The organism is Moraxella sp. FZLJ2109, from assembly GCF_024296965.1.
Classification (GTDB): Bacteria; Pseudomonadota; Gammaproteobacteria; order Pseudomonadales; family Moraxellaceae; genus Moraxella.
Map to the genome: position 1 here is coordinate 1470264 of NZ_CP101112.1, position 16723 is coordinate 1486986.

Genomic DNA, 16723 nt, shown 5'->3' on the forward strand with positions numbered 1-16723 from the left:
CCCCAAAGATCAGATGGTCTTTGGGGTTTTGTTTATTTAGTTGAGATATTATTTTGTCAAAATTTTTATCAAATAACAGACAAAAATTGGTGTTATCCAATCAACTTAGATAACACCAATTCTTAGATAACACCAATTTTAGTATCAGCGTTTGGCTTATTCAGCAGCCGCTTCAACTGCAGGTACTGGCTCTACAGAAGGCACTTGGCAAGTCGTGCGTGCAACTACGCCGTCTTGTGGGAAGTGTAGTGTACCAACTTCACCATTGTCGCTCCAGCCGAAACCATTAGCATTGCTATAAGTCGCTTTTAGGTAGTTGTTCGCTGGGTTGTGGCTCCATAGGTGCCATGAAGTGCGCTTGTTACGCTCTAGGATTTCAGTTTGACCATCGACAGTCACACGCATATCTTGGTGTGGTGCGCGCTGAGTGGTAACAGTTTTGCCATCTTCACATAGGAAAGTGGTTTCAACATGCTTAACAACAGGGGCATTATAAGCGCCAGCTTTCTCAGCAGCGGTAGCTGATACAGCAGTTGCCAATGCAGCGCCTGCCAATAGAACTTGAGTCAATTTCATAAGAATATCTCAAAAAAGTGCTAATGAAAAGATGCGATAAAGCATCAGGCTGATACGCCATTATAGCATTTTGTGTCGCGCACGATAAGCCAAAAACACAAAATTGTACAATCACTTACAAATTAACACATTTTTAAACACTACCACCAGTAGCGCGAGCGCGGACCGTACCAACCGAAACTGCCAAACGGTGGGTACGGACGCCACCAGTCATCGTACAGGCGTTCGCGTTGGTAGTAGTGCTGATAGCCGAGTGCGTGCGATTGTTGGATCTCGAGCAGCCCTTCTTCGGGGCAGACTTGGTTCATCGAGTAGCCGCGCTGACCGAGTTCGTAGGCGTAGGCTTTGGTGCAGTAAGTTTTTAGCCCTTCTTGACGACCGGACTCCCATGCGGCACGGTCTTCGGTGCTGATGGTAAGGCTTGGGCATTGTTTGCTGTAGCGGCTGATTTCATAAGGATAGCGACCATTTTTGCCATCGCTGATGCCTGCTTGTTGCCAGTTTGGGGCTTGGCAGTCGATGCTGACTTTGGTGTTGTGACTGCTTGTGGTGGCGCAGGCGGTGAGTAGCAGTGGACTTGCGATCAGTGTGCTGAGTAATACCGATTTCATCATACACCCCTTGTTATGCTTGTTGGTGTGGTTGGTGTTTTTTTGCTGTCTTGGTTAAGATGCTTTTAGTTATTATACGCGCATCTTGGCGTATTGCCAATGTTATCTTATAACTGATATGTTCCCAAAAAAAATCAAAACAGATGGTTTAAAAAAACAAAAAGCGCATCACAGGGACGCGCTGCTTAATCGAGATAATCTTGTATTTTTATACTTAGCTTTTGCTTTGGCACTTAGCTTGGTTTTTTCTCGCTGACTTTGCCTGTGCAAGTTAGACTTTGTTCGGTGTTGCCAGCTTTCACGGTCAAGATACCATCGCGACCGTTACTGTGCCATTCGTACGCCGCTTGTGGGTTGTCAGTGTTCACAAAGCGCATGCCTGAGCCTGATACCGCAGGCGTTAGGGTGATTTGTTGGTTGTTCAGCTGCCAAGTCGGTGCAGTGACGGTGATCACGGCATTTTGTGCTTGTGGGTTGTATTTGGCGTGTACCACCGCGTTGTCGGTGCAGGTGTATTCTGCGCTTAGGCGATCGCCGCGTTCGCCATCGCGATCACCGTACTTGTGCTCACCGCGTTTGTGGTGTTCGCCGTGGCGATGACCGTCTTTGTGCATTTCACCGTGTTTATGCTGCATCATGCGACCTTCGTGTTGCGGTGCTGCGTTTTGGTTGCTGGCACAGCCTGTGATGGCGATCGCGGCGACAGCTGATGCTACGAATAATTTTTTCATCGTACACTCCTAAAAAAGAAAAAAGTAAACAGTAAAATCCATCGTCAAATGACCAAGTCATTATAAAATATCTGCCTGCAGGCTGTGTGACAGGCGCACGAAATTTTGTTGGTTTGATGTGTCAAATTTTGCACAAGTTTGCTGTAGCTTTGTTGTGCTGATGTCATAAAAATTGCTAAAGCAGTTATTTGTCTGAAGTTTTTTTGTTGATTTTTCACACCAAATTCTCAGCTTGATATTGACTGTATTTTTGCTTAATTTTGTGTAACAGATGAAGTTATCCACAGTTTTATCCCCAGTTTATGTGGATAGATTGTGAAACACTTGGGTGCGGTTATTTTTGGATAAAATCATGGTGAATTTGTCAAGATTTTACTTGTTTTTGGTGGGATAAAAATTTATAAGTTATTGATTTATAATAATAAAAATTGAAAATTTATAAATTGATTAAATTTTGACCAATTGCGATACAGACCAAGAAAAATAAGGGATTGCGATGTAAAAAATGGTGATATTAATAAAGTTATCCACATTTTTTGGGGAAAAGTGAATGAGCCTTTATGGGGCAAGGCTTGGCGGTGATGGATAATATTTTTAATAAATAAAATATCATTGTATATTTAATAATATTAATGAATGAAATGGCAGTATCTTATCATCGCTTGGCAGTGTTTCACATCAACAGATGCTGGCTATGTGAAACCATTAGTATAAATTCGTACATAGCCAAACTCAATTACACTGAATCCAGCTCATCGAGCATATCGGGCGTGTATCTGAGCGCATCCAAACAAACGCCCGTTTCAAATCCACGATACTGCAAAAATCGCAACTGCTTGGCTTTGTCCTTAGGGGTGGTTGGTAGATCGTAGCCATATTTGCGGGTGCGCGCTTCGACGGCAAGTCTGAGCCAATCCACTTCGTCGCTCTCATGATCAGCCAGTGCAGTTCCATCGGTGAGGCTGTCAATATCGGCGTTATTAATGAGTTCATCAAGCGTGTAGGGCAGGTTGATTTTGGCGGATTTGAGAGCTTCACGGATATGGATTTTGCCACGGCCTTTGCGGATATTTTCACGAATCAGCATATAGGCACAGCGTTCATCGGACTGATAGCCTTTATCGGCGAATTCTTCGATGAGTGCATCAACGGCTATGGGGTCGCAGTCTTTGGCGAGTAGCTTTTGGCGAAGCTCATGGCGGGACAGCTCACGGTGCGATAGATAATAGAACGCCAGCCATCGCATATAGTTGGTCGCACGGTCAGTGGTGGCAATCGGTTCGATGGCGACATCAGCTAGAGCAGCGGCAAGCTTATCGGTGATGATGGCATTGGTCTGACCAAGCTTGGCATCATTGAGTAAGGCTGTGATTTTGGGCGTGTCGTCATGGTGTTGGTTGTGATGACGGTTGCGACTTTGGCGAGTCTTGGGGGTGGACTTATCTGTATCAGCTTGACTATTAGATATTGGTTTTTTATCGTATATAGCTTGCCCATCAGATAGGGTGTCTGCTTGAGTCTTGAGCTGTGTTTGGTGGTTGTCATACACATCATCAGACTTGGCTTGATGCTTAGTGCTGGCAGGCTTTGGCGTTGTGCGTTTGGCGGTGGAAATAGATTTTTTGGGACGCAGGTTTTGCTTTTGTTGATAAGCAGGTTTGGTAGTCGTGAGTGTATAAAAATTGGACGCATCAAGCACGGTAGGCTGATACGACTCGGCAGAAACAGGCGACTCGCCCATTTCTGCCAAGATTTCGGATAAGGTCTTGATTGTCATGCACTTGATTTATGACATAACCTGATTAAAAGGCATCGCTATCTTCCATGCCTTCGACATACTCAGGCACTTCATCAGTATCATTGCTTGCACTTGGTGCGCTTGATGTACCGGTTAGCTTTGATTCGCGTACTTTGGCTTCGATTTCTGCGGCGATTTCTGGGTGTTCTTGTAGATATTTCACCGTGTTGGCCTTGCCTTGACCGATTTTGCCGTCGCCATAGCTGTACCATGCGCCTGATTTACCGACAGCACCGATGTCCACGCCCAAGTCAATCACTTCGCCTAGGCGGTTGATGCCTTCGCCATACATGATCTGGAATTCAGTTTGGCGAAATGGTGGTGCCATCTTGTTTTTGATGACTTTCACGCGCGTTTCTGAGCCCAAAATCTCATCGCCATCTTTGACGCTGCCAATGCGGCGGATGTCAAGGCGTACTGATGCATAGAATTTCAGCGCATTACCGCCTGTAGTGGTCTCAGGTGAGCCGAACATCACGCCGATTTTCATACGGATTTGGTTAATAAAAATCACCATGCAGTTTGAGCGCTTGGCATTACCCGTGATTTTGCGCAAAGCTTGGCTCATCAGACGCGCTTGCAGACCCATGTGGCTATCACCCATTTCGCCTTCGATTTCGGCTTTTGGGGTCAGGGCTGCGACCGAGTCCACGACGATCATATCGATCGCACCAGAGCGGACGAGCATATCAGCGATTTCAAGTGCTTGCTCGCCGTTGTCAGGTTGTGAGACCAATAGGGCATCGATGTCCACGCCAAGCTTTTTGGCGTAAATCGGATCGAGTGCGTGTTCAGCATCGATGAATGCACAAGTGCCACCTTGCTTTTGGCATTCGGCGATGGTTTGTAGCGTTAGGGTGGTTTTACCCGAGCTTTCAGGGCCGAAGATCTCGATGATACGACCTTTGGGCAGACCGCCGATGCCTAGCGCGATGTCCAGACCGAGCGAGCCTGTTGAGACCACATCAACATCCAACTTGGCGGATTCGTCGCCTAGATGCATGATGGTGTTTTTACCAAATTGCTTTTCGATCTGCGCTAGGGCGGCCTTGAGCGCTTTCTCTTTATTTTCGTCCACGAACGGATTCCTTTAAAATAGGGTGAATATCTGTCAATTATAGCATAAAAATCGAAAAATCATGCAAACGCGCGAAAAAATCATCGGGTGGTTTGTCGCCCAATCAATCTTAAAAAACTTTCATCAAAATCCAATCATCCACTCAGTTATTTTTCATACAAGGTTTGTCAATATTTGTGACAATTATTCAGATAAAAACTTCAATGTTTCATAAAAAATAAAAGTTATCCACAATTTTATACACATTTTTTGTGGATAAATTGTGGAACAGGGCGGATGAATTTTATCGGATAAAATACTGATAAATTTGTCAATATCTACTCATTGTAATTACAAAAAATTTTATAAACTATTGATTTATAAAGATAAAATATCATGATAAAAAATTGATCAAAATTTAACCAATTGCGACAAAAGCATGACAGCACAAGGGATTGGGCAAGAAAAATCAGCTAATTTTCGCAAGTTATCCACAGTTTTTGTGGAAAGCTGTGCAAAGCTAAGTGGGGCAAGGGATAGGGTGGTGTGGATATTTTTATTGTATTTATTTGATTATTAGTATCATAATTATATTTAAATTATAAAGTACAGTATCGAATCAGTGCGAACCGGGAGTGTTTCACAAAAAACAGCATAACCATGACTGATTATGCTGTTTTGTGCTGAATAAACCGATTATTTCACATCAAAACGATCTGCATTCATGACTTTCACCCATGCATTCACAAAGTCTTTGACAAACTTTTCTTTTGCATCATCTTGGGCATAGACTTCGCTATACGCACGCAAAATTGAGTTTGAGCCAAACACCAAGTCCACACGGGTTGCTGTCCATTTGACATCACCTGTTTTGCGGTCGCAGATGTTGTAGCTATTGCGTCCAGTTGGCTGCCAAGTGTTGTTCATATCCACAAGGTTGCGGAAGAAGTCGGTGCTTAGTACGCCGACACGGTCGGTGAATACGCCATGCTGACTACCGCCATGGTTTGCGCCTAGTACACGCATACCGCCGATTAGGACAGTCATTTCAGGTGCGGTCAAGCCCATCAGTTGAGCGCGGTCAAGCAGTAGCTCTTCTGGTTGTGGGGCATAATGTGCTTCTTGGAAGTTGCGGAAACCATCGTGCACAGGGCGTAGGAATTCAAAGCTCTCTACATCTGTTTGCTCAAGGGTTGCATCGCCACGACCTGCCAAGAATGGCACGACGATTTCTACACCTGCATCTTTGGCTGCTTGTTCAACTGCTGCTGTGCCACCAAGCACGATTAAATCAGCGATGCTAACTTTTTTGTCAAGGCTGGCTTGTAGTTCTTCATAGACAGCTAGGACTTTTGCCAAGCGTTCTGGCTCATTGCCAATCCAGTCTTTTTGTGGGGCAAGGCGAATGCGTGCACCGTTAGCACCACCACGATAGTCCGATTGACGGAATGTGCGAGCACTATCCCAAGCGGTTGCTACAAGTTCAGGGATGCTTAGACCTGTTGCCAAGATTTTTGCTTTTAGTTCGGCGATTTCAGCATCGCTTAGGGTGTAATCCACTGCAGGGATTGGATCTTGCCAAATGAGATCTTCGCTTGGTACATCGGTGCCTAGGTAGCGAGATTTTGGCCCCATATCACGGTGTGTCAGCTTGAACCATGCACGAGCAAAGGCATCATCAAATGCTGCTTGGTCATTCAAGAATTTTTCAGAAATTTTGCGGTATTCTGGATCACGAAGTAGTGCCATATCCGCATCAGTCATCATGATTTTGCGCTTTTGGCTTGGGTCAAAGGCATCGACAGGCATATCTGCTTCGTCCATCTGTGCAGGCTCCCATTGATGTGCGCCAGCAGGGGATTTGGTCAATGCCCATTGGTCTTCGTATTTAAATAGCAAGGTGAAAAATTCATTATCCCAGCGGGTAGGGTTGGTTGTCCAAGCACCTTCGATACCAGAAGTCATCATGCCTGGTTTTTCGTAGCGCCAGCCCAAGCCTTGCTCAGCGATGTCAGCTGCTTCAGGCTCTGCACCGACTTTAGATGCATCACCATTACCGTGTGCTTTACCGATGGTATGACCGCCAGCAGTCAAAGCAACGGTTTCTTCATCATTCATACCCATGCGAGCAAAGGTGATACGCATATCACGAGCGGTCTTGAGTGGGTCAGGATTGCCGTCCACACCTTCAGGATTGACATAAATCAAGCCCATCATCACAGCAGCTAGTGGATTTTCTAGCTCACGATTGTCGCTCCAGCGAGTGCCTTCGCCACCTGATTTGGCAAGCCATTCTTTTTCGCTGCCCCAATAGACATCTTTTTCTGGATGCCAGATGTCTTCACGACCACCAGCAAAGCCAAAGACCTTCAGACCAGCTGCTTCATAGCCCATCGTACCGGCTAGGATGATCAAATCTGCCCAAGATAGGCGGTTGCCGTATTTTTGTTTGATTGGATAAAGTAGGCGGCGCGCTTTGTCTAGGTTGCCGTTATCAGGCCAGCTGTTGAGTGGTGCAAAGCGGATATTGCCTGTGTTGGCACCGCCACGACCGTCTGTTGCACGATATGAGCCGGCCGAGTGCCATGCCAAGCGACCCATTAGACCACCGTAGTAGCCATAATCAGCAGGCCACCAGTCTTGGCTATCACGCAGGACTTGGCGGACATCTTCTTTGAGTTCTTCAAGATTGATTTTGGCAAATTCTTTGGCATAATCAAAGTCTTCGCCCAGTGGATTGACCTTTTTGTCGTGCTGGTGCAAGATGTCCAAATTTAGAGTTTTTGGCCACCATGCGACTGGCGTTTGTCCGTCTTGGGTGTTGGCACCATGAAATGGGCAGCCTGAAGTTTGTGAAGTCATAAATTGCTCCTTGTGAGTGAGAATTGCCATCGGCGGTCACTGCACCGATAAGCTATCTTAGCATGTTAAAAAATGTACAACAGTGTTTTGATGTGTCTAATTATAAAGCGATTGTATCAATAGATAAAATATATTAATTTTATAAGATGGTTTTGGATTTTCAATTATAAATTTCATCAAATCGCCAAAAATTGTTGCTATCATCCACTTTTTGGGCGAATATATGCTAAACTAAACGCATATTCACATGGAGAAAACTCATGACTCTAACTTGGCACGACACCCTAGATATCGCCATCGCTTTGGCAGAAAAATATCCTGATGAAGATGTGCAGTACATTCGCTTTACTGATTTACACCGCTATATCTGTGAGCTTGATGGCTTTAGCGATGACCCAAATAAGTCGAACGAACGCATCCTAGAAGCCATCCAGATGGCATGGCTTGATGAGTTGTGATGCTTTAGTTGAAATAAAACCGTTCTTGGTATCAGCCATGAACGGTTTTTTATGATATGGATAATTTATAAGGTGCTGACCCGTCTGATAGCGACAGTCAAATCATCACCGATTTGGTGGCTATCGTGATTGGCAGCTAGTGACGATTGCATCAGTAGCGTTTGTCCTGTATTTGTGCTGAGCGTATAGAGCCAATTACCCCCACGAAAATCTCGATCGCTCACTGCGGCATCGATGGCGTGCGTATCACGATCAGCCTTGTAGGGCTTGACATCATGTGGGCGGATGAGTGCTTTGGTGGCGTGTGGTGGCACAGGTAGTGCGATATGCCCAAAGGTGCTATCAAAACCATGCTCGCCACCATGTTGGATATCAATCAGCACACCTTCACCAATAAAGCGGGCGACGGTCTCGGTGGCAGGCGTGTGATACAGGGCAGTGGGTGTGTCCCATTGTTGTAGCTTACCATCAGCAACCATGCCGACCACATCCGCCATCGCAAAGGCTTCGGCCTGATCATGTGTCACCATGATGGCACTGACATTTTGGGAGTTGAGCAGGCGGCGTACTTCTTTGGATAGGCTGGTGCGTAGTTCGACATCGAGATTTGAAAACGGCTCATCGAGCAGCACCAAGCTTGGACGGGGTGCAAGCGCTCGCACCAATGCCACTCGCTGCTGTTGACCGCCTGACAGCTCATGCGGATAGCTGTTTTTGTAGCCTTGCATATCGATTAGGCTCAGCATCTCATCTACTCGTGCCGCCTGTGCAGATTTATCCATGTTTGACAGTCCAAAGGCGATGTTATCCGCCACCGTCAAATGCGGAAACAGTGCATAGTCCTGAAATACCATACCGATATGGCGACGATGAGCAGGCGTCGCCCCTTTGCCGTCAAATAGTGCTTGACCATCAAGGGTGATGCTGCCCGTGTCAGGTGTCTCAAAACCTGCGATACAGCGTAGTAGCGTCGTCTTACCACAGCCTGAAGCGCCCAGCAGGCAGGCGATTTGACCTTTTTGAAGTTCAAAGCTGATATCGCTTAGGATGGTTTTTTTGTCAAAGCTGATGGATAGTTGATGAATATTTAGCATAATTTTCTCAAAATTTTTAATATTCTACTGATAATGGCGTTATTTTTGATCCATTTTGGCAAATAAAATCACAGGAATCAGCCCTGCAATGATGATGGCAAGCGCAGGTAGCGATGCCTTATCATATAAGCCTTCACTGGTGAACGAATAAATCCGCACGGACAAAGTGTCCCAATCAAACGGACGCATCATCAAGGTAATCGGCATCTCTTTCATCGTATCAACAAAGACCATCAGCATTGCCACGCCGAGTGAGCCTTTGATGAGTGGTAGATAGACACGACGCACGGTGTCAAATGGCGCCACTCCAAGTGATGCTGCTGCTTCGATGTGCGTGGATTTGATGCGTTTCATGCCTGCATCGACTGACTGCACGCCCAATGCCAAAAAGCGAATCAATAACGCAATCAGCATCACACCAAGCGTACCCTTAAAGATAGCATCGGCATCTGATAAGCTTGGCAGGGAGGCAATCAGCCAATTGTCCAGCCATGCCACAGGGACAAACACGCCAACAGCCAGCACCGAGCCTGGGATGGCATAGCCGAGCGTTGAGATTTTGGCACTGGCAAGGGCAAATTTGCTGTGGTCTTGGCGTGTGCTGATGGCAAGAAATAGAGCGACCACGGCGACCAGTACCGATGCCATCAGACTCACGCTCACTGAATGCCAAATCTGTATTGCAAGCTCATCAATCGCCACTTCAGGCAGGCTCGCCCACGCCCAAAAGCCAAGCTGAATCAGTGGTAGCACAAACGCCAAAAACAAAATCAAGCCGCAGTATAAAGTAGCTAGCCATTTGTGTGCGCCCGTCAAGACAATGGCGCGGTGATGGCTTGCACGCCCTGTGGTCTCAAAGCGGCGACGACCACGGCTTAGCTGTTCTAATACCAAAAACACAAACACCAATGCGATCAATAAACTTGCCAACTGCTTAGCAGTATCAATCGAAAAAAAACCAAACCACGCCTGATAAATTGCCGTGGTAAAAGTATCATAGCCAAACACGCTCACCGCACCAAAGTCAGCCAACACTTCCATTAAGGCAAGAATCACACCGCCTGCGATCCATGGACGCGCCATCGGTAGAGCAAGCTTAACAAAGGCTTTGGGTGCGGACAATCCCAAAGATGCACCAGCTTCGAGCGCGCGCGCGCCCATGCTACCAAAGGCATTTTTGGCAAGCAAATACACATAAGGATACAGCGTCAAGCTCATCACGATAGTCAAGCCAAAGCCATTACGCACATCGGGTAAACCGTTGGTAAATCCCCAATTTTCTCTTAAAAATGTACTGATAAAACCTGTATAATCAAACATTCCCAATTGTACAAACGCCAGTACATAAGCAGGAATAGCAAGTGGCAACATCATCGCCCAACCGAAAAATCGCTTCAGTGGAAAATCCGTCATCGCCGTCAGCCATGCCGTCGTCGTGCCAAGCAGCGTCACCCCAAAGCCCACGCCAAGCACGAGCCACAGCGTATTGCTAAGCAGCAGCGGCAATTCATAATCCAGCAAAAATTGCCAAATCTCAGCATCGAAGCTGGTCAATGATGAGACAATGACCGCAAGCGGAATGATGACAAGCAAAGCGCACAGCGACAGCCAAAGGCGGGGAAGTAGGGATGAGTTCATAGATTTGCTATAAAAGGTAAGTAGATTGGATAAATAAAAAACCTATTAATATCAATGGCTTAAAATAAAATTGACAAACCTGTAAAACTGTATCAACCAACATAAAAGCAAGAAATGCGACATTATGTCCAAAAATTAATCGATAATGATAATATTTCTTGTTTCTATTTGAAAAATATTCTATTATAATAGCACAAATGGCAGCAAGATTGTTTGACAAAACTTGCAAACTTGAGCAAATTTTTTGCGTTCGTGTGACGCATGGCTTGATAAGGATAGATGATGAAAAAGTTATTAGTAACTTCACTGATGCTTGCGATGACTGCCCCTGCATTGGCAAGCGAAATCGTGGTATATTCTGCGCGTGCCGATGAGCTGCTAAAGCCATTGACCCAAGCTTATCAAAAGAAAACTGGCACAAAAGTGACTTTGGTCAGCGATAAAGCAGGTCCTTTGATGGAGAAGCTAAAGGCTGAAGGTAAAAACACCAAGGCGGATGTCTTCATCACTGTCGATGGCGGCAATCTGTGGCAAGCGGCGCAAGCAGGGCTGCTTCGTCCGATCAATTCATCGGTGCTAAAAGCCAATATCCCATCAAACCTGCGCGACCCGAAGAATCATTGGTTCGGTCTGTCGGTGCGTGCGCGGACGATTTTTTATAATGCCAAAAAAGTAAACCCAAGTCAGCTCTCCACCTATGCTGATTTGGCAAATGCTAAGTGGAAAGGCAAGCTGTGCCTACGCTCATCGAATAATGTTTATAATCAGTCATTGGTCGCGACGATGATCGCCAACCAAGGTCAAGCTACCACCGAAAAGACGGTCAAAGGCTGGGTGAATAATCTTGCAACTTCACCATTTTCGAACGACACCGCGCTACTAGAAGCCATCAATGCAGGGCAGTGTGATGTCGGTATCGCCAATACCTATTATTATGGTCGCCTACTGAACCAAAAACCAAGTGTGGCAAACACTGTCAAAGTATTCTTCGCTGACCAAAAAGGCAAAGGTACTCATGTCAATGTCTCAGGTGCAGGCGTGGTCAAGCACAGTGATAATGTTGCCGAAGCCCAAAAATTCATCGAATGGCTAAGTGGCTCAGAAGCCCAGAGCCTATACGCGCAAAATAACTTTGAATACCCAGCCAACCCGCGCATCGCTGTGACAGGCAACATGGCTCGCTGGTTGCCAAGCAGCTTCAAGCGTGACATGATCAATGTCTCTGTTGCAGGTCAAAACCAACAAAAAGCCATCATGCTGATGAAAAAAGCAGGTTATAAATAAACCGCTACAAACCAAAAACCATGTTCAATAGAGCATGGTTTTTGGTTTAAGTGCTGTAGGATTAAAATACCGTACCGACTTTCTCAACTGTCTTAATAAATCCCGCCCGAGATTCGCAGCGATCCAGCCAAGCGCGCGTCGCCGTCATGGCAGGTGGCAAGACTGTGCGTTCGCGTGCTGCCGCTACGGCAAAATACATTTGCACATCCGCGCCAGTAAATTCACTGCCTGCAAACCACGGCGATTGTGCCAAGCTTTGTTCAATCAATTCAAGTGCTGAGCTGACATTGTTATTTAAAATCATTTTGCCAATGCCGTCTTTGAGCTTGCGAGCGATGGGTTTGGCGAAAAATGGCGATTTTTCACACGCCTTACTTAAGATTAAACCCATCACCAAAGGCGGCATCAGCGAGCCTTCGGCAAAATGCATCCAAAAAGTATAATCGCGCCAAGCTTTATCATCAGCAGGATAAAATTTCTTCTCATGGTCATAAGTTTTTAATAAATGCTCAATAATCAACGCTGATTCTGCCAAGGCTTGCTCACCGACTGACAGGCTGTCATCGACTAAGATTGGTGCTTTACCCATTGGATGAATTGCCTTGAGTTCTTTGGGCGCAAGATAAGTTTTGTTATCGCGATTAAAGCTGATTAAGTCATAATCCAAGCCATAGGCAAGCTTTAATTCTTCTAATAACCAAACAATGCGAAACGAGCGCGATTTTTCCAGATGATATAAAGTGATCATGATTACACCACCAGTCGCTCTAGGATTTCCCCATAGACTTGGGTCAATTGCTCAAGTTCTGCCACTTCGATATGCTCATCGACTTGGTGGATGGTGGCATTTTTTACACCAAGTTCAACCACTTGCGCGTTCATAATCGGTGCGATGAAGCGGCCATCGGATGTGCCGCCTGAAGTGGATAGTTCGGCCGTCGTGCCTGTGACTGCCTTGATCGCATCGACACACGCTGAGACAAATTCACCTTTTTCGGTCAAAAATGGCACGCCAGACAGCGTCCAGTCGATGTGATAAGTTGCCTTCGCATCAGCAAAATGCTTATCAAAAATCTCGTGTGTCTTTGCCATCAGGCTGTCGGCGGTATTTTCGGTGCAGTAGCGGAAGTTGAACAGCACTTCGCAAGTACCACCGATGACATTGGTCGCGCCTGTGCCTGAGTTGATGTTTGAGATCTGCATCGATGTCGCTGGAAAATACTCATTGCCATCATCCCAATGTGTCGCCACAAGCTCTGCTAAGGCAGGGGCGGCGGCATGAATGGGGTTGATCGCTAGGTGTGGATAGGCGATATGACCTTGTTTGCCCGTGACAGTTAGCTTAGCATTGAGTGAGCCGCGGCGACCGTTTTTGATGATATCGCCAAGCGTTGCCGTGCTTGATGGTTCGCCCACCAAGCAATAATCCATCTTCTGCCCACGCGCCGCAAGGGTTTCGGCGACTTTCACAGTGCCATTGATCGCCACGCCTTCTTCGTCACTGGTGATGAGTAGGGCAAGGCTGCCTTTGTGATTGGGGTGATGGTTGATGAAATTTTCACAAGCGACAACAAAGCTTGCGATGCCAGTTTTCATATCCGATGCACCGCGTCCCCATAGCTTACCATCAGCCACCGTTGCCGAAAATGGCGGATAAGTCCAGCGGCTTTCGTCGCCCGTCGGCACGACATCGGTATGTCCTGCAAAGCACAGCACAGGCGCGGTATCATCCGTGCCTTTTTTGATCGCCCATAGGTTTTTCACTTCAGCATTTTTGCCTGTGTCATTTTTATCGCCAAAATACATAAATTCGCATTCAAAGCCCAGTGCATTCAGGCGATCAGCTAGGATATTTTGGCAATTTTTATCATCAGGGGTAACGGACACTTCACGCATCAAGGCAATGGCAAGTTCTAAGGTTTTGGTAGTCATAATATTTTCCTAATTTTTAAATTATCTAAACTAAAATCATGATGCAGCAGTAGGCTTTTCATCTGCCCACTTGACCAATTTGTCATTTTCCATGATGAATGGCTGTGCGATCGGCTGATTAAAATCCACCGTATATTTGTCAAGTGGATATGCATAAGCGGTATTTTTATCGGCAAATTTCACCGCCTGATACGGCTCTTGGAAGGATAATTTTTCGATAAACAGATAGCCTGTATCGCTTGGCACTAATACGCCGACATGACCGATAAACAGATAATCGCCATCGATGTCATCGTGAAACACCACCGAGAGCATGGTAGCATTATCATCAAATTGAATGCCGACAAAATGTGCTTGCATCTTTTTGGCGTGTACTTGCACATCTTTGGTCGGTTCTGTTTTGACTTTGGCAAATAGACGATTGAATTTTGATAATTCATCACCGCTTAATAATTTGCCTGTAGCGATGGCATTATGATCCATGAACAACATCTGATCGTTGGCGGTATCAGCACCACTGATTTGGATATTATCTTTTAATAGGCTAAAGGTGTTGATACGGCAGTTTGTCCCGATAAAATCACCTTTGGATTTCGCCCACAGCTCATCAATGGCGGCTGCATCATGGCTTGTCACGGCAGTGCTAAAGCCTTGGGTTAGGTTGGTGTTGTTAATGGTGTGGTTATAATCAGCAACCCAAGTCATCACCGTATCTACATCGGATTTGTTTAAGTGTTTTTGTAGGATTTCTTGCACTTGCTTTCGGCTGTCATCATCGGCAAGATTGCTGAATAATAGCGCGCTGTCAGCTTGGGCGGCAGGCGTGCTTTGGGTTTGTGTGCTTGGCTGATTGACCGATTTATCAGTATGGTTATTATTGCCATTATCGGCAGGCGAGCAAGCACTCAGGGCAACGGCAGCACTGATAGCAAGTAAAACTGGGGGAAATTTATTGGACATTTATTTGCTCAATTGATAAGAAAATTTATAAAACATCATCATCACGACGCATCCAAGTGGCGATCGAAAAGCGCGTGCGATGAGTGATATTGACTTGGTGTAATAAATTGCTGTCAAACAGCACGAGACGATTGGCTTGGGGTAAGAGTTTTTGCTCATTACCAAGTTTATCCACGACCAAAATCTCACCGCCATCACTGTCTGTCCAGTCGTCATTGAGATAATACACCGCCGAAATCACGCGCTCGTCACGACCAGCAGGATTGTCCTTATGCCATTGATAGCCAAATCCTGCAGGATAACGGGCAAAATGCGCTTCACTGCGGCGAATGCCTGTGTACAGGGTTTGGTTGAAATATTGCGCAAGTTCGTTAATACTAGCTAAATAATTCATGCCAATAGGGCAGCCATCATCAATCCAGCGAATGCTATCGCCACGGATCGTTGCCGCGCGCTCACCATGCGTCAGGTGCGCTTCTTTATAGTCGATGTAGCCACTTTCGGTTTGTAGAGCGCTCACCACTTGCTTATCAAAGCAGTCATCGATGATCGCCACACCCGTGCACAAAAAATCATCCAGCTGCTTATCTAGATGTGCCGCCCAATCGGTCGTGAAACTAGGTATCGGTAATGTACTCATTGCATTATTCTTTATAAAATTCTCAAGCTTAGGCAAGGCTGCTTGCAAGCTGACAGTATAGCAAGTAACTTAAGAGAAATTTGACAAAAAAATTCGCCAAATAAAGCTGTCTATGCTACCATATTAAGCACAAATTTGTTAATAAAAATCATCGAGAGCCGAATGAATTACAAACACGCCTATCACGCTGGTAACTTTGCCGATGTCGCCAAGCACATTTTATTATTGCAATTATTGGCGCAATTTTCTGCCAAAGCCAAGCCATTTTATGTGCTGGATGCTTATGGTGGACGCGGCTTGTACTCATTGGCAAGCACCGAAACCCAAAAGACCAAAGAGGCTGAGCAGGGCATCATCGCACTCGAAAAAGCGGTGGCAGCAGGCGCGTCAAATCTGCCAAAAGCGGTCGCGCAGTATTTGGACGATTTGGCATTTGCCCGCCAAAAATACGATCAGTATGTTTATCCAGGTTCACCTTGGTGGATTGCGCATCATGGCGAATATCACTCTGCTGATGCACCGCTGCGTGCCGAAGCTTTTGAAGCGGTGGCGGATGAGTATGATGCGCTCAATTATCAGCTGTATCAACTGCCGATCGGCATCCATCATCGCAATGCCTTTGAAGGAGTGCCTGCGGTTGTACCGCCTAAAGAACGCCGCGGCATTATCTTGCTAGATCCACCGTTTGAGCAAGAGCACAAGGATTTTAGTCGCTTGGTGGATTTGCTTGTTGCTAGTTATAAAAAGTTCAACACTGGTACTTTTGTGCTGTGGTATCCGATTAAAAATATTGATGCCACCGAGCTATTTTATAAAAAAATGAAACGCACCGGCATCAAAAAACAACTGGTTTGTGAGCTGAATCTGTACCCTAATGATGTGGCGGTGGGCTTAAATGGCACGGGTTTGTTTGTGATCAATCCGCCATGGCAATTTGCCGATCATACCCAAGAGATTTTGGAATTTTTGGCACCGATTCTCAAGCCAAGCGACGCACCAGCGATGAGCATTGGTGAAGAAGTGGTGGTCAAGTGGCTTGTGGGTGAATGATTTAGCAAAATTCATTGTATAATCCATAGGTC

15 protein-coding genes are annotated in these 16723 nt (G+C 46.0%); 3 read left to right on the forward strand and 12 right to left on the reverse strand.

What is annotated here, in order from left to right; genetic code table 11:
• Positions 1-156 precede the first annotated feature (156 nt).
• The 6 genes from NKU06_RS07150 to katG form a co-directional block, all read right to left on the reverse strand.
• Positions 157-576: a hypothetical protein gene (locus tag NKU06_RS07150; RefSeq protein WP_253223073.1), complete on the reverse strand. Its 420-nt coding sequence runs from the start codon at positions 574-576 to the stop codon at positions 157-159.
• Between the two features lie 140 nt (positions 577-716).
• Positions 717-1187, reverse strand: a complete 471-nt coding sequence (locus tag NKU06_RS07155) for a DUF2799 domain-containing protein (protein WP_254729641.1) — start codon at positions 1185-1187, stop codon at positions 717-719.
• A 233-nt stretch (positions 1188-1420) separates the two neighbouring features.
• Positions 1421-1918 (reverse strand): MliC family protein, encoded by a 498-nt coding sequence (locus NKU06_RS07160; RefSeq protein WP_254729643.1) that lies wholly within the window; start codon positions 1916-1918, stop codon positions 1421-1423.
• Positions 1919-2654: 736 nt separating this feature from the next.
• Positions 2655-3695: a regulatory protein RecX gene (locus tag NKU06_RS07165; RefSeq protein WP_254729645.1), complete on the reverse strand. Its 1041-nt coding sequence runs from the start codon at positions 3693-3695 to the stop codon at positions 2655-2657.
• 25 nt (positions 3696-3720) lie between these two features.
• Positions 3721-4794, reverse strand: a complete 1074-nt coding sequence (recA, locus tag NKU06_RS07170) for a recombinase RecA (protein ID WP_254729647.1) — start codon at positions 4792-4794, stop codon at positions 3721-3723.
• 675 nt (positions 4795-5469) lie between these two features.
• Positions 5470-7635, reverse strand: coding sequence for a catalase/peroxidase HPI (gene katG / locus NKU06_RS07175; protein WP_254729649.1), 2166 nt, complete (start codon positions 7633-7635; stop codon positions 5470-5472).
• Between the two features lie 260 nt (positions 7636-7895).
• Here katG and iscX point away from each other — a divergent pair, with 260 nt between their 5' ends.
• Positions 7896-8093 carry a Fe-S cluster assembly protein IscX gene (gene iscX, locus NKU06_RS07180; protein ID WP_254729651.1) on the forward strand — a complete coding sequence of 66 codons (198 nt, stop codon included), beginning with the start codon at positions 7896-7898 and terminating at the stop codon, positions 8091-8093.
• 65 nt (positions 8094-8158) lie between these two features.
• On the opposite strand, the gene NKU06_RS07185 is transcribed toward iscX, so the two are convergent.
• The gene (locus tag NKU06_RS07185) at positions 8159-9187 is read right to left on the reverse strand and encodes an ABC transporter ATP-binding protein (protein WP_254729653.1); all 1029 of its coding nucleotides are present in this window, start codon (positions 9185-9187) and stop codon (positions 8159-8161) included.
• Between the two features lie 39 nt (positions 9188-9226).
• Complete coding sequence (locus NKU06_RS07190; protein ID WP_254729655.1) at positions 9227-10825, reverse strand: iron ABC transporter permease; 1599 nt, start codon at positions 10823-10825, stop codon at positions 9227-9229.
• A 282-nt stretch (positions 10826-11107) separates the two neighbouring features.
• Here NKU06_RS07190 and NKU06_RS07195 point away from each other — a divergent pair, with 282 nt between their 5' ends.
• Complete coding sequence (locus NKU06_RS07195) at positions 11108-12109, forward strand: extracellular solute-binding protein (RefSeq protein WP_254729658.1); 1002 nt, start codon at positions 11108-11110, stop codon at positions 12107-12109.
• Between the two features lie 61 nt (positions 12110-12170).
• Here NKU06_RS07195 and NKU06_RS07200 read toward each other — a convergent pair whose 3' ends face one another.
• The 4 genes from NKU06_RS07200 to NKU06_RS07215 are packed head-to-tail and all read right to left on the reverse strand — an operon-like array spanning position 12171 to position 15641.
• The gene (locus NKU06_RS07200) at positions 12171-12857 is read right to left on the reverse strand and encodes a glutathione S-transferase (protein WP_254729659.1); all 687 of its coding nucleotides are present in this window, start codon (positions 12855-12857) and stop codon (positions 12171-12173) included.
• A gap of 2 nt (positions 12858-12859) precedes the next feature.
• A complete protein-coding gene (gene dapE / locus NKU06_RS07205) occupies positions 12860-14041 on the reverse strand; it encodes a succinyl-diaminopimelate desuccinylase (protein WP_254729661.1) in 1182 nt (393 codons plus the stop codon).
• A gap of 36 nt (positions 14042-14077) precedes the next feature.
• Positions 14078-15001: a DUF4300 family protein gene (locus NKU06_RS07210; protein WP_254729663.1), complete on the reverse strand. Its 924-nt coding sequence runs from the start codon at positions 14999-15001 to the stop codon at positions 14078-14080.
• A 25-nt stretch (positions 15002-15026) separates the two neighbouring features.
• On the reverse strand, positions 15027-15641 hold the full coding sequence (locus NKU06_RS07215; protein WP_254729665.1) for a 2OG-Fe(II) oxygenase: 615 nt from the start codon (positions 15639-15641) through the stop codon (positions 15027-15029).
• 162 nt (positions 15642-15803) lie between these two features.
• Between NKU06_RS07215 and NKU06_RS07220 the strand changes: the two genes are divergently transcribed.
• On the forward strand, positions 15804-16691 hold the full coding sequence (locus NKU06_RS07220) for a 23S rRNA (adenine(2030)-N(6))-methyltransferase RlmJ (protein WP_254729667.1): 888 nt from the start codon (positions 15804-15806) through the stop codon (positions 16689-16691).
• The last annotated feature ends 32 nt before the right edge of the window (positions 16692-16723 follow it).

Coding starts and splice junctions, on each gene's coding strand:
- NKU06_RS07150 (WP_253223073.1), bottom strand. CDS start 576: ATGAAATTGACTCAAGTTCTATTGGCAGGCGCTGCATTGGCAACTGCT.
- NKU06_RS07155 (WP_254729641.1), bottom strand. CDS start 1,187: ATGAAATCGGTATTACTCAGCACACTGATCGCAAGTCCACTGCTACTC.
- NKU06_RS07160 (WP_254729643.1), bottom strand. CDS start 1,918: ATGAAAAAATTATTCGTAGCATCAGCTGTCGCCGCGATCGCCATCACA.
- NKU06_RS07165 (WP_254729645.1), bottom strand. CDS start 3,695: ATGACAATCAAGACCTTATCCGAAATCTTGGCAGAAATGGGCGAGTCG.
- katG (WP_254729649.1), bottom strand. CDS start 7,635: ATGACTTCACAAACTTCAGGCTGCCCATTTCATGGTGCCAACACCCAA.
- iscX (WP_254729651.1), top strand. CDS start 7,896: ATGACTCTAACTTGGCACGACACCCTAGATATCGCCATCGCTTTGGCA.
- NKU06_RS07185 (WP_254729653.1), bottom strand. CDS start 9,187: ATGCTAAATATTCATCAACTATCCATCAGCTTTGACAAAAAAACCATC.
- NKU06_RS07190 (WP_254729655.1), bottom strand. CDS start 10,825: ATGAACTCATCCCTACTTCCCCGCCTTTGGCTGTCGCTGTGCGCTTTG.
- NKU06_RS07195 (WP_254729658.1), top strand. CDS start 11,108: ATGAAAAAGTTATTAGTAACTTCACTGATGCTTGCGATGACTGCCCCT.
- NKU06_RS07200 (WP_254729659.1), bottom strand. CDS start 12,857: ATGATCACTTTATATCATCTGGAAAAATCGCGCTCGTTTCGCATTGTT.
- dapE (WP_254729661.1), bottom strand. CDS start 14,041: ATGACTACCAAAACCTTAGAACTTGCCATTGCCTTGATGCGTGAAGTG.
- NKU06_RS07210 (WP_254729663.1), bottom strand. CDS start 15,001: ATGTCCAATAAATTTCCCCCAGTTTTACTTGCTATCAGTGCTGCCGTT.
- NKU06_RS07215 (WP_254729665.1), bottom strand. CDS start 15,641: ATGAGTACATTACCGATACCTAGTTTCACGACCGATTGGGCGGCACAT.
- NKU06_RS07220 (WP_254729667.1), top strand. CDS start 15,804: ATGAATTACAAACACGCCTATCACGCTGGTAACTTTGCCGATGTCGCC.